Source organism: Flectobacillus rivi, assembly GCF_030056655.1.
Lineage (GTDB): Bacteria > Bacteroidota > Bacteroidia > Cytophagales > Spirosomataceae > Flectobacillus > Flectobacillus rivi.
Map to the genome: position 1 here is coordinate 40,355 of NZ_JASHIE010000022.1, position 13,623 is coordinate 53,977.

Consider the following 13,623-nt stretch of genomic DNA (forward strand, 5'->3'; position numbering starts at 1 on the left):
TTTAAGCTTTAAGTCCCAAAGCTTTTTTGAATTCATTGGGTTGCCGAATTAAAACTCTTTGCCTAGTGCCTGTTGCCTAATTTACACAACTTAAGATATTGATTGTTGTAAAAGACGGTGTTCGTTAGAGATACTTTTTAATCTAAAATTATCATCAACGATATTCATATTGAGTAGCCATTCTTCAAACTCTGGAGCTGGTTTTAGTCCTAATAAATGACGAATATAGAGAGCATCGTGAAATGATGTACTTTGGTAATGTAACATCACATCGTCAGCACCAGGAACACCCATAATAAAGTTACAACCTGCCGTACCGAGTAATGTCAATAGCGAATCCATATCATCTTGGTCGGCTTCGGCGTGGTTGGTATAGCAAACATCCACACCCATAGGTAAGCCCAATAATTTGGCACAAAAGTGATCTTCCAAGCCTGCTCGAATAATCTGTTTTCCATCAAATAAATACTCAGGTCCAATGAATCCCACCACAGTATTTACCAGTAGTGGATTAAAGTGACGAGCCACCGCATAAGCTCTTGTTTCGCAAGTTTGCTGATCTAGCCCCCAGTGTGCATTGGCCGATAAGGCTGAGCCTTGCCCTGTTTCAAAATACATGAGATTATTACCGACTGTGCCACGATTGAGCGATAAACCTGCTTCATAACCTTCTTTTAGTATGTCTAGATTTATTCCAAAAGAAGTATTGGTTGCTTCTGTACCTCCAATAGATTGAAATACCAAATCAATTGGGGCACCTCTTTCTATGGCTTTTATCGTTGTGGTAATATGGCTCAAAATACAGGTTTGAATAGGAATATCAAATTTTTGACGGACACTATCCAGCATCGAAACCAGTTGTATAACGGTAGGCACGCTATCGGTAGCAGGATTAATGCCAATGACGGCATCGCCATTACCATAAAACAAACCATCAATCATACTGGCTGCTATGCCACGATAATCGTCGGTGGGGTGATTGGGCTGTAAACGAGTCGAAAAATGCCCTTTCAGGCCAATGGTATTTCTAAATTTGGTAACGACACTACATTTGGAGGCAACATTGATTAAATCTTGTACTCGCATCAGCTTAGATACTGCTGCTGCCATTTCGGGAGTTATGCCTTTACTGATTTGTTGTAAAACCTCCGTCGTGGTATTTTCGGATAAAAGGAAATTTCGAAAATCACCGACCGTCAAATGACTTATAGGGGAGAAGGCTGATAGATCATGTGTATCGATAATCAGACGAGTAACTTCATCTTTTTCGTAGGGAACAAGTGCTTCGTTGAGAAAAACCTTCAATGGAACTTCTGCCAAGGCCATTTGGGCGGCTACTCTTTCTTCCGCACTGTTGGCAGCCACACCAGCCAGTTCGTCTCCCGACCTTTTGGGGGTAGCTTTTGCCATAAGCGTTTTGAGGTCGGCAAATTGATAGGTTTTGTATTTAATCGTTTGTTGAAACATATCGTAAGACTGTCGTGACTTAAAGGAAGAGATTAATGAAAAAGAAGTCCTATGCTTCGTATTAAGGACATATTGCTTTTCTTTTTGACTTAATTTAAAAACTTTTTGAGTTTGATTCTGTTTTTCAATTGAATAAATTTATCCTCGAAGAGCTGATTAGTCTAATCAGTCAATAAGAATCCTCCAAACATAACTTTTTCTATGTTATATTAAAACGTTATTTTTTGATGATAAATATCCTCTAATAACGAATACACTATTAACTGATAACTATTTTTACCTATAGCCAACAAAGCGTATGACAGGCGAACAAAATCCTGAAAAATTAGATAAAATCATTGAAGCGAGAATGAAACTCAAAGCTCGTTTTGAAGAGAAAATGAAGGAAACTCCATCTATGGCTGATCCAAATCCGATGGGACGAGGACCAATCAATCGCCATGGAATGCCTCAAACACCCATAGGACAAACTATCACACAAAAGTGGCCTGTGCTTGACTTGGGTTATCATCCACAAATTCCGATGGACAAGTGGCGCTTAATTATTGATGGCGAAGTAGAAAACCCTGTGGTCTTGAAATGGGAGGACTTTTTGGCACTTCCTCAAACAGACGATATTTCTGATTTTCATTGTGTGACAACTTGGTCAAAACTAGATATGTCTTGGAGTGGCGTGCGTTTGATGGACTTGGCGGCTTTGGTGCAACCTAAAGAAACTGCCACGCATTTGATGTGTTATGGCTATGATACCTATACGACCAATATATCGTTGGAGGAGGCTCTCAAACCCGACGTGATGCTCGTACATACTGTCGAAGGAGAACCACTACCATTAGAACATGGAGGGCCTTTGCGTATGATTACCCCACAATTATATGCTTGGAAAGGGTCAAAATGGATTAAAAGAATCGAATTTTTATCTGCTAATAAGCTAGGTTTTTGGGAAGAAAGAGGATATTCAAATACAGCTTATCCTTGGCGCAATGATAGATATAGTTAAGTGCTGAGTTTGGAGTGTAGAATGCGGAGTTTTTATTAAGGTACAAATACTAATTGTGTGATTTGTGATTGAGTGATTATTTTGATTTGAATTTTACTTGTAGCGACGCAATGCTTTGCATTTAAGTACAAATTTTAAAATAATCACTCATTCACTCAACCACTCAATCGCGACATTATGCTTTCCCTCTATTCCAGCGCTGAGCTATTTGGATAGAATAATCTACAAAAGCTTTTACTGAATTTTCGTAAACCGTATTGTCATTGGCTAATTCGCCATTTTCGTTGAGATTGATATGTGTCTCGTGCGATTCATAAATACGAGATGAAATCACAGAGTATTGATTCAAGAAATTGATGAGTTTACCCAACATAACCGTCATTTCAATGGCTGGTAGCTTACCGCCACGACCACTTGATACGCCAGCTAAGGCAAAGGTTTTTTCTCCAAAAAGATGTGCAAAATCTTTTCCTCCCAACTGATTCAATAAGTTAATTAATTCTGCATCTGGAAACCAGTTGTATTCGGGCATTACTATAAAAACTAAATCTGCTTTAGCCCAAGCGCCAATTAGTTTTTCTTGAAAAGCACTCAAGCTATCTTTTTTGATAAAACCCTGACCAAAAAATGGTACATCGTAATTTTCGAAGTCAACAATTTCGATTTGGTCAAAGCCTGCTTCTTGGCTAAGAGATTTTAAGTATTTTGAAAAACGAAGAGAACTACTGTTTTTTCTGGGTGAGGTCGATAAAATCGTAATATTCATGGTTGTATGAGTTATCAATAACCGTGGTTGTAGGTTAAATTAAAGTTGATTGTTAGATTTTTGACTATTAAGTAAGTAACTCAACTCACTAGGGATAAGTTTACAAAAGTAGTTTTTTATGAAAAATATATGTCTACTACAAAGCCTGATATAAAGACATAGATTCTTACAAATGATTTGCTATCTTGTAATCAAACACAAAAATCTATTCAAAAATGAAAAATACATCTCGAAGAAATTTTATTGAAAAATCTCTCCAAGTAGCCACAGCTGGCACAGCCCTAACCGTTATGACACAAAGCAATTCTGAAGCAGCTGTACCAAAAGCACTTCCTATTTTTTCACATCACGTATTTTTTTGGTTGAAAGATAGCAAGGATAAAAAGGCTTACGACCAATTGCTTGCAGGTTTGAAAGGACTCGGTAAGATTGAGCAAATCAAACAAGCACATATCGGAAAGGCATCAATCAATGATTTTGATAAACCTGTTACGGATGCTTCCTATACATTCTCAGTACTGTTATTATTTGCTTCAAAAGAGGATGAGGAGAAATATTTAGTGCACCCGCTTCACAAAAAATTTATTGAAGATCATAAACACTTGTGGTCAAAAGTAGTGGTGTATGACTCAATAGCACTCTAGTTTGAGGAAATAGCCACAAGGTGTGGTTATGCTAAAAATAGAAATATTTAGACTTGCCGATTGTGATAAATCTACACAATCGGCATTTTAATGCTGATTATGAAAGCAGAGGTTTAGTTTTTAAGTTATTTTAAAAAGTAAAGATAATTTTTGCCAGAAAAAGTAGTAGTTTTAAGCTAAAGTTGTCTATTCTCTTTTTTAAAAAGTACTAAACTATGTCTAATTCCTCAACGCAAAGTAATCAGTCTGCGCTCTACACGCTGGTAACAGTGTGGTTCTTTTGGAGTTTTGTAGCTGCTTCAAACGGTATTCTTATCCCACTATTCAAAGACAAATTCGAATTGCAACAATGGCAAGCTCAATTAGTAGACTTTGCCTTTTACGCTGCTTATTTCGTAGGTTCTATCCTCTATTTTGTGGTTTCTGGCATCATTAAAGGTGATGTGCTTAACAGAATTGGATACAAAAATGGTATCATTTATGGCTTGATTATTTCGGCTGTAGGTACAATTTTGTTTTATCCAGCTGCCGAACTAAAATCATTTCCAATTCTACTTTCAGCACTATTTATTGTAGGCTTAGGCTTTTCATTACAACAGACCGCTACCCAGCCATTTATGATTGCTTTGGGTGACCCTGCCACAGGTGCACAACGTATCAACTTAGGAGGTGCTGTTAATAACCTTGGTGGTACCATTGGGCCAGCTTTGATTAGCTATGCTATCTTTGGTTCGATTTCGGCTGACGCTGCCAAAAATGCTTCGATTGATTCGGTAAAAGCTCCTTACTTGATATTAGGAGTTGTATTTGCCTTATTTGCAGTATTTTTCAAACTTTCAAAACTTCCACGTATCACCAATGACGAAGACGTAGAAATTGGAACGGGTGCCTTGAAATATCCACAATTGTTGTTGGGTATGTCGGCTATCTTCGTATACGTAGGCGTTGAGGTGACTATTGGTAGTAACTTGGGTGAATATTTGAAAGTAACCGAAAACTTAGAGTCTTCACAAATTGCTAAATACGTATCTCTTTTCTGGGGAAGTATGATGGTAGGTCGCTGGACTGCTTCAATCGGAAACTTTAATTTTAGCCAAAGCACTCAAACGATTCTAAAAGTAATCGTTCCGTTCGTCGCATTTGCCATAGTGTTAGGAGTAAATGCCTTGGGTGGTAGTGCTGTTCAAGACTTATTACCTTATGGTTTTTGTGTTGTTATGATGATTGCTGCATTCTTTGCTAGTCAAGAAAAACCAGTAAAAACTTTGTTGATTTACACAGCTTGTGGCGCAGTAACATCGTTATTAGGTGTAATTTTTACAGGAAAAATTGCTTTGTTCTTATTGATTAGCGGAGGTTTATTCTGTTCTGTATTGTGGCCTTCGATTTTCTCATTGGGCACTGCTGGTTTGGGTAAATACACTAACCAAGGTGCAGCCTTCTTGATTATGATGATTTTGGGTGGTGCTGTTATTCCAGTTGTTCAAGGTATTCTAGCAGATAGCATTGGTATCCAGTTATCATATTTGTTGGCGGTAGCTTGTTTTGGTTACTTATTCTTCTTTGGTATTCGTGTTCAAGCCGTATTGCGCAAACAGAATATCGACTTTGATAAAGAAGTAGTTAAAAACACAGGTAAAGGACACTAGGTATTAATGTAGAATTATGAGTTGTGAATTGTGAATGTAAAATTTTAATTATCAATATCTTATATTTAAAATTGATTAAATATAATTTTGCGAGATAACTTGGTTTTAAACAGAAGTGTTACATAGAATTATATTTATTAACTCATCGCCAAATCTTCCTCATGATGTTGAATTATCATAAAATAGGAAATGGCCCTAAAATCCTGCTCGCATTCCACGGAATCGGGCAGGATTTTTCGTGTTTCATGACCTTTGCTCAAACTTTTGCAGATAGATATACAACCTATCTTTTCGACCTGCCTTTTCATGGAAGCAATATCCATCAAACGCCGTTTATGGTGACAAAGCAGCTATGGAAAGATAGTCTAGTTCAATTTTTTGAAAATGAAAATATTCAAGAATTTGATGTAATAGGTTTTAGCATAGGGGGGCGTTTTGTGCTAGCTACTTTTGAAGCATTTGCTGAAAAAATAAATCAAGTACTGCTTTTAGCACCAGATGGTATAAAAGTAAATCCTTTGTATCGACTGGCTACAGGAAGTAAATTGGGAAGATGGGGCTTTAGACGAGTCATTGCACATCAGCCAACTTTTTTGAAAATGGGTAATTCTCTTCAAAAATTGGGAATAGTATCTAAAAGTACGGTTCGTATGGCCGATTTTATGTTAGGTACGCCACTCAAACAAAAGCAAATTTACCATGCTTGGGTAGGATTTAAAGAGCTACAATTTGACATCCCTAAGTTGATACAACTTGCACAAAGGTTTCAGACCAAGTTTAGCTTTTTTGTAGGAAAGTATGATCAACTACTTCCTCCTCAACAAATTTTACCCTTAAGTAAATATCTACAGAAACAACAAACTATTTTGCTTGATACAGGCCATACCAAATTGGTTGACAAGGTTGTAGCCTATTTAAAGAAAGAAGGTTTTTCTTCAAAAAACTGAACAATTGTGTTGATATAATCGTATATAGAATGATTAAGTAACTATACCCAATAAGTCTACTTTAATCTACAAAGGTAATTCACACATTATACCGAAAATCTATGAGCTATATTACTGCTATCGGAACAGCAGTTCCTTCTAATCGTTTTGCACAACTCGAAATCGCTGATTTCATGGCACGGTCATTAGAGTTGGACGAAATAGAAAAGCATAAGCTCATAGCGCTTTATAGAAGTACCAAAATCCAATATCGCCACTCTGTTTTACCAGATTATGGCCTTCCTGTTGAAGCTTATCAATTTTATCCTCATGCTCAAAATTTAGAACCATTCCCTTCGGTTGCCCAGCGAATGCAGGTATATAAGCAAACTGCTCTGCCACTTTGTGTGGAGGCTACGAAAGGCTTATCTCTTGAGGGGATTACTCACCTAATCACAGTAAGTTGTACAGGTATGTATGCACCTGGGTTAGATATTGAGTTAGTACAAGCCTTGGGGTTGCCAACCTATACGAAAAGAACTGCCATTAATTTTATGGGTTGTTATGGCGCTTTTAATGGCTTGAAAGTCGCTAATGATATATGTCTAGCCAATCCTGATGCCAAAGTTTTATTAGTTAGTGTCGAGCTGTGTACGCTTCATTTTCAGAAGAAAAAAGATTTAGATTTTTTACTTTCCAATGCACTATTCTCTGATGGAGCAGCAGCCGTGATTATTGAACCTAAGGCTCCTCATGAAAAGGTTTTGAAATTAGAATCTTTTTATTGTGACTTATTCACTGAAGGACAGTCAGATATGGCGTGGCACATTGCTGATTTTGGTTTTGAAATGACCTTAACTTCTTATGTTCCTCAATTAATAAAAAATGGTATCAATCAGTTAGTAGAGAGCCTTCTCGAAGCGAACGGCACCCGTCGGGATGAAATACAATATTATGCTATTCATCCAGGGGGAAGAGCAATCTTGGAGTCCGTAGAGCTAGCGTTAGGGATAAGTTCATTGGATAATCAATATGCTTATGAGGTCTTACGGGATTATGGTAATATGTCTTCCACCACAATCCTCTTTGTGTTAAATAAGATTTTAGGGCAGGTAAATGAAGAAAATAAAGGCTGTAGAATTTTAAGTTGTGCTTTTGGTCCAGGATTGACAGTAGAGTCTTTAATAGCAAAAATGGGCGTTTAGATATGTTTTTCATCGATTATAAAACATTCATATCTTAACTTCATCTAGTAACCAAAAAAGATTAGTTTTGCTATAGATTCATAGATTCCTATGAGTCTATTTAGGAGCTCAATTATAACATTTGTCTTTTTCAATTACCGCCCCTCTTTATAAGACAACCGCCGTCGAAATATATTGAATATCCTACTATGAATCATCTATGCAACTCTGATGAGAGTTATTGATGTGCTAATAAGTAGTTTAATTATTGAACGCAGGCAGGGGTTGTTTTTCCCAAGCTGACTTTCTTGAAACTTTCGACATTTAGCTTATAGCTAATATGTTTATTTCATGGGCTAGTTAAGTAGTTTACTGTCCATATCTAAGTTGATGTCATTATTTCATTCATCTTACGATTAAAGAGCCTTTACCAATTCGTCCTAAGTAGTTTATTAATCTAATGTGCATAACTTGTTATTCAAGCTATAACCTAGTCAAAGGTTTAAAAGTAAAACAGTTTGTCTTTTAAGACTTCTTAGACTTTGCAAATAACAAGTTATGCATATTATTTAGTGAGTTCTTCTGCATTCTCCCCACAACAAATATCACGGATTCCTAATACGACAGGTCTTTACCAATCAAAAAAATCCTTACCTTTGTAGAAACCATATTTCCCTAAAGCAAAGTATGACAATTCACAAAGAAGGTACAGGTACCATTTTGGTAACAGTTGTTTTTTTAGCTGTACTGAATTCAGCTGTTTATTATTTCTTTCCAGACAATGATCTAATTCGTAAGATTGCGGTAGTTTTTAGCGTCTTATTTTCAATCATTATCTTACAGTTTTTTAGAGTTCCTAAAAGAGTAACTGTAAAGAATCCAAAGCATATCATCGCTCCAGCCGATGGGAAGGTTGTGGTAATTGAAGAAGTAGAAGAACCTGAATACTTCAAAGGTCGTCGTCGCCAGATTTCGATTTTCATGTCTCCAGTGAATGTGCATATCAATTTTAACCCACTTTCAGGGATTGTTTCTTTCTTTAAATATCATCCTGGAAAATATTTGGTAGCTTGGCATCCAAAAGCAAGTACTGAAAATGAACGCACCACTATTGTTGTTCGTCATGAAAGTGGCACAGAGGTAATGTTCCGTCAGATTGCAGGTGCTTTAGCAAGACGTATTTGTTGGTATGTAGAAGAAGGAAAGCAAGTAGAACAAGGTTCTGAATTCGGTTTTATTAAATTTGGTTCACGTGTTGATATCTTTTTGCCTTTAGATGCAAAGGTATTAGTCAATCTTGATGACCGTCCGGTAGGAGGAGAAACAGTAATTGCTGAATTAGCTTAATAATCAGAAATTTATATATAAAAAAGCCTTTGCAATAGATTTGCAAAGGCTTTTTTATTGTGTTATAAATATTTTATTGGATTTCTACGTTATGTAGTTTGTGAATTTAATAATAAAAAATTGTAAAATTTTAACAAAATTAATTTGTATGCTTTGCTAAAAGAAATTACCTTTATATCACTTAAATCAAAAATTAACCACTTAAAGTACAATAAAATCGTTTACAACCATTAAAATCTAAAAGTTATGAAAAAGGTAAATCAATTTATGCTTCTACAATGGCTTGTGTTTTTACCATTAATACTTCCATTGAGTATCGCATCCGGAATTTTGCAAGGAGTCAAACAAGCAGTGTCAAGTCTGATACTACAAATTTGGTCCGATGTGTCGTCACCGATTATTCATGAAGAAAACCCAGATTTTTTTGCTTAATATCCTCAGGGTCTAATTCTAAGAACTCTTCCCAGAATGGAATCGGAGGCACAGCAGCCTTACAAATAATAGGCTCTTTTTTGATAGGATGGGTAAAATAGAGACGACGTGCATGTAAGTTAATACTGCCATCAGCGTTTGGTCTATCGTAACCATATTTAAGGTCACCCCTGATTGGGCACCCCATGCTTGCTAGTTGTACTCGAATTTGATGTGGACGTCCTGAGATAGGCTCAACTTCAAGCAAATAATGTTTATTAATCGTACCTAAAACTTTATAATATAGTTCAGCTTTTTGAGAACCATTGACTTCGGTATCGTGAGCTGTTACAACATTACGCTTTTCATCTTTAACCAGCCAGTGAGTAAGTTTGCCTTTCTCATTGGCTGGTTTTTTTCTTACTACAGCCCAATAGGTCTTTTGAATTTCACGTTTACGGAAAACTTCCATCATACGCTCCAAACCTTTTGAGGTACGTGCAAAAATAACCAATCCACTTACAGGACGGTCTAGTCTATGAACTGGATGTAAGAAAACATCACCAGGTTTATCATATTTCTTTTTGATATATTCTTTTACAGCATCTGTAAGTGTACGGTCGCCAGTAGAGTCTCCTTGTACGAGAATCCCAGCTCTTTTGCTTACAATGATGATATGATTATCCTCGTAAACTACATGGAAATCTTTCATAATAATAATTGATTAATAGGAGCGTTAGCTCCTGAAGATTAATAACTTTCTTTGGCATTAGGGAAGTCGACGGCTTTGACATCTGCTACGTATTGCCCTATGGCTTCGTGCATAATAGTATCTAAGTCGGCATATCTTCTCAAAAAGCGCGGTTTAAATTCCTTATTGATACCGAGCATATCGTGTACCACCAGAATTTGACCATCAGCATCAGGACCTGCTCCAATACCTACAGTTGGAATAGTGAGTTGTTCAGACACTTTTTTAGTAAGTGCCGCAGGAATTTTTTCAAGAACAACACTAAATGCTCCACATTGCTCAAGCATCTTAGCGTCTTCGATGAGTTTGGTGGCTTCATCGTCTTCTTTGGCACGTACAGAGTAAGTACCAAATTTGTAAATAGATTGTGGGGTTAATCCCAAGTGCCCCATTACTGGAATACCCGCACTTAGCACACGAATAATCGATTCTTTGATTTCTGCACCACCCTCCATTTTAACAGCATGCGCTCCCGATTCCTTCATTATTCGAATAGCCGAACGAAGTGCTTCCGAAGAATTTCCTTGGTAAGAGCCAAAGGGAATGTCAACAACTACAAGTGCTCTTTTAACACCTTTGACAACCGATGAGGCATGGTAAATCATTTGGTCGAGGGTAATAGGGAGCGTTGTTTCGTGTCCTGCCATTACATTGGAGGCTGAATCTCCAACTAAAATCAGGTCAACACCTGCTGCATCGACAATACGAGCCATCGAGTAATCGTAGGCAGTCAAACAACTAATTTTTTCACCACGATTTTTCATTTCTTGCAAAATGTGGGTGGTGATTCTCTTAATTTCACTATGTACAGACATGGTAGTTCTATCTAACGAATGGTACTTATTTCAAAATTGAGATCAAGAATTGATGAAATAACAAAAATTAAATCATTGTAAAACAAATGATTAATTATACGAATAAGAAATTCTTCTTAAAAACCGTTTATTAAGCGGTATTCAATATTAAATAATGAGACGTATCTTTGCTTGTAAAATTTCAATTGTGCAAATTTACAGGATTCTTGTCAAAAAACTCTAGCAGAGGGTTTGATAATCCAATGTTTAGCAATTTGGCAATATGACTTTTTTACTTTATATTGTTTCTGTTAGTGACTTTTTGGCTATATTTTTGTCTAAACTAAAGCATTACCAGTAAATCCTATATTAATAATTATAAAACAAGCAGTTATGAAACAAAGTTTTTCAACATCCAGTTTCGCTGTCAATGTTTCTAAGCGACTGTCTATGGGGGTTATTTCATGCCTTTTAGCTAGTCAAGTAGCAACTGCACAGACCGAAAGCAAGCCGTCGATTGTTAGTTCAGTGACAGAAAGTGGAATTACTACTACTACCTACTCTAACGGTAAAATTGTAAAATCAGTAGCAGATGGTTATCATCTTGATACTGCTTTTTATAAAAATAGTAATGTAGTTCTTTCTACTAAACAAAAGCAATATTGGAAAATTACTGATCGTATAGGTATTGCAACTCCGTTCTGTAAAGAGGGTGAAGATATTACCATGTTCCTTAAGCCAGGTGCATATAACTATTTAACAGTTAATCATTTCTGGGGAAAGGTTGGTTTTGGTATCCTTGGTGGTTATCAAAATTTTGGTGTTAGTGATGACTACAAAGGCCCGCAAGGTTTGATTGCTCGTAATGCTGCAACAAGAGGTATTCCTACAAGCGCCTTAAACTATGATAAAATAGGTAGCTATGAAGACTTCCTTTTAATGATTGGACCAGCTGTATCTTTGCCATTAGGAACAAAATTCTCACTAGATATCGATGCTAAAGGAGGTTTAATGAATACTTCTGCTCCTCGTTTTGGTGCTACGATGCCTGCAAATTTAGGAGTAGATCAGATAATATTTCGTTTAACTCCATCAGCATCAAAAAATCAGTTGGGTGGAGTTTTAAGTGTTGATTTATTGTATAATTTGTCAAAAAATTGGTCGCTAGGGTTAAATGCGATTGGATTTGTGACAAAAACTCCATTTACGACAATTGGTCAAGATGCTGCTCCTGGTAATATCTTGTTGACTAAAGAAGATACAAGAACTCATGGTGGTTGTAACTTTGGTTTGGCATTAGCGCACACATTTGGTACTTGTAGTGCTCAAACAGTTTATGAATTGTTGCCTCCTCCTCCAGCTCCAGTAGTTTGTGCAGTTCCAACGCTTGAATCTGAAAGTGGAAGAATGTATGACTATGGTTCGACTGAAAAACCCACTTTCCGTTGGAAAAGTACTTCTGGTACTCCAGAAAACGAAGAGTATATTTTCAAGTTGTATAAAGCTGATGGCTCAGGTATTCCAGTGTATCAGCAAACTACTAAGTCTACAACGTTAAATTTACCTAATAATGTTTCGCTTGTAAACGGTGATGAGTGTAGCTTCTATTACTATACAATTCAATCAAGTGTACAAGGTAAGTGTTTGTCTGAAGCTAATGCAGCTAGTTTTGGCTACAAAGCAAAACCTGCTCCAATAGCTCCAGTTGCAAAAACAGAAGATCAATATATCTTTAAAATCTTCGGTGGTTCAACTGCTACTAAATACTTCGGAACAGGTAAGCCAGTGCGTAAGCCTCGCAAGATTGCTAAAGCTGCAGCTCCAGCTACAGTAACAGCTGCTCCTGCTAAAAAACTTATTCCAAGACGTAAAAAAGCTAGTGCTGGAACAGCTACAGGTGTGAAAAAATACAGTACAGTGGTTAACTACGAAAACGTAGCTACCAATCCAAATATCAAATGGCCAGAAGATCTTCCTCTTCCTAAATCGCCAGCGGTTTATGAATACGAAGTTCAACGTTTGAGTGCGGGTGATTGTAAGCCAACTGGACAAGTAGCGAAATATAAATTCTATATTGATCCTAAGAAACCAAATGATATCAGAATTATTCCTGATTCTCCAAAAAGAAAATAGTTTCTAAGGATTATTATTAAAGCCCCTGATTGAAAAATCAGGGGCTTTTTATTTTTTATACGTTACAACCTTTTTACGATTAATAATATCTTTAATAGGGAATAGGGAATAGGGAATAGGGAATAGGGAATAGGGAATGTAACGAAGGTATTGCAGATTTGGGATTTCTGATTTCTGATTTCGGAAATATTGGAAATACCTGTTTTTACAAAAAATAGTAGATTACAATTCCGAAACCCAACATCCGATACCCGAAATGGATGGGTAATTGTATTCCTTTGTACGCTACTAATTCCTAGTAGGAAATACTATTGCCATTTTAGGTTTATGAAATACCCTCAAATGTTATTTGAGAATTGAGCCTACGTGAGCATCTTGAATTATAAGGGAATGGAATAGATTAAACAAAACATTAACACAAATATCTTGGATTCCTAATACAGATGAAGTGGAATGACAAAGAGCGAAAAGGGCATTACAATTATTAGAATGCAAGCAGCCTAATGATTGATTTAGAAAGACTCAAGAAAGTAATAAAGGAATTATCAAAG

Annotated in this window: 11 protein-coding genes; 7 read left to right on the forward strand and 4 right to left on the reverse strand. The window is 36.6% G+C overall.

All coding sequences use genetic code 11. The features are described from left to right. Window positions 1–90: 90 nt before the first annotated feature. Window positions 91–1,467 carry an ethanolamine ammonia-lyase subunit EutB gene (locus tag QM481_RS23615; RefSeq protein WP_283383606.1) on the reverse strand — a complete coding sequence of 459 codons (1,377 nt, stop codon included), beginning with the start codon at window positions 1,465–1,467 and terminating at the stop codon, window positions 91–93. Between the two features lie 298 nt (window positions 1,468–1,765). Here QM481_RS23615 and QM481_RS23620 point away from each other — a divergent pair, with 298 nt between their 5' ends. Beyond that, window positions 1,766–2,467, forward strand: a complete 702-nt coding sequence (locus tag QM481_RS23620; RefSeq protein ID WP_283383607.1) for a molybdopterin-dependent oxidoreductase — start codon at window positions 1,766–1,768, stop codon at window positions 2,465–2,467. Window positions 2,468–2,642: 175 nt separating this feature from the next. Here QM481_RS23620 and QM481_RS23625 read toward each other — a convergent pair whose 3' ends face one another. Then, window positions 2,643–3,233 carry an NADPH-dependent FMN reductase gene (locus tag QM481_RS23625; RefSeq protein ID WP_166552269.1) on the reverse strand — a complete coding sequence of 197 codons (591 nt, stop codon included), beginning with the start codon at window positions 3,231–3,233 and terminating at the stop codon, window positions 2,643–2,645. 215 nt (window positions 3,234–3,448) lie between these two features. Between QM481_RS23625 and QM481_RS23630 the strand changes: the two genes are divergently transcribed. The 5 genes from QM481_RS23630 to QM481_RS23650 all read left to right on the forward strand — a co-directional run bounded on the left by QM481_RS23630 (window position 3,449) and on the right by QM481_RS23650 (window position 8,983). Further along, window positions 3,449–3,877: a Dabb family protein gene (locus tag QM481_RS23630; RefSeq protein WP_166552270.1), complete on the forward strand. Its 429-nt coding sequence runs from the start codon at window positions 3,449–3,451 to the stop codon at window positions 3,875–3,877. Between the two features lie 215 nt (window positions 3,878–4,092). Further along, window positions 4,093–5,526: an MFS transporter gene (locus tag QM481_RS23635; protein ID WP_283383608.1), complete on the forward strand. Its 1,434-nt coding sequence runs from the start codon at window positions 4,093–4,095 to the stop codon at window positions 5,524–5,526. A 161-nt stretch (window positions 5,527–5,687) separates the two neighbouring features. Beyond that, window positions 5,688–6,473 (forward strand): alpha/beta fold hydrolase, encoded by a 786-nt coding sequence (locus QM481_RS23640; RefSeq protein WP_283383609.1) that lies wholly within the window; start codon window positions 5,688–5,690, stop codon window positions 6,471–6,473. Between the two features lie 101 nt (window positions 6,474–6,574). After that, complete coding sequence (locus QM481_RS23645; RefSeq protein WP_283383610.1) at window positions 6,575–7,657, forward strand: type III polyketide synthase; 1,083 nt, start codon at window positions 6,575–6,577, stop codon at window positions 7,655–7,657. Window positions 7,658–8,323: 666 nt separating this feature from the next. Further along, window positions 8,324–8,983 (forward strand): phosphatidylserine decarboxylase family protein, encoded by a 660-nt coding sequence (locus QM481_RS23650; protein ID WP_166552274.1) that lies wholly within the window; start codon window positions 8,324–8,326, stop codon window positions 8,981–8,983. 397 nt (window positions 8,984–9,380) lie between these two features. Here QM481_RS23650 and QM481_RS23655 read toward each other — a convergent pair whose 3' ends face one another. Further along, window positions 9,381–10,106, reverse strand: a complete 726-nt coding sequence (locus QM481_RS23655) for an RluA family pseudouridine synthase (RefSeq protein ID WP_176464323.1) — start codon at window positions 10,104–10,106, stop codon at window positions 9,381–9,383. 38 nt (window positions 10,107–10,144) lie between these two features. Beyond that, window positions 10,145–10,960, reverse strand: a complete 816-nt coding sequence (gene panB / locus QM481_RS23660; RefSeq protein WP_166552275.1) for a 3-methyl-2-oxobutanoate hydroxymethyltransferase — start codon at window positions 10,958–10,960, stop codon at window positions 10,145–10,147. Between the two features lie 372 nt (window positions 10,961–11,332). On the opposite strand from panB, the gene QM481_RS23665 reads away from it, so the two are divergent. Beyond that, window positions 11,333–13,072, forward strand: coding sequence for a hypothetical protein (locus QM481_RS23665; protein WP_283383611.1), 1,740 nt, complete (start codon window positions 11,333–11,335; stop codon window positions 13,070–13,072). Window positions 13,073–13,623 lie beyond the last annotated feature (551 nt).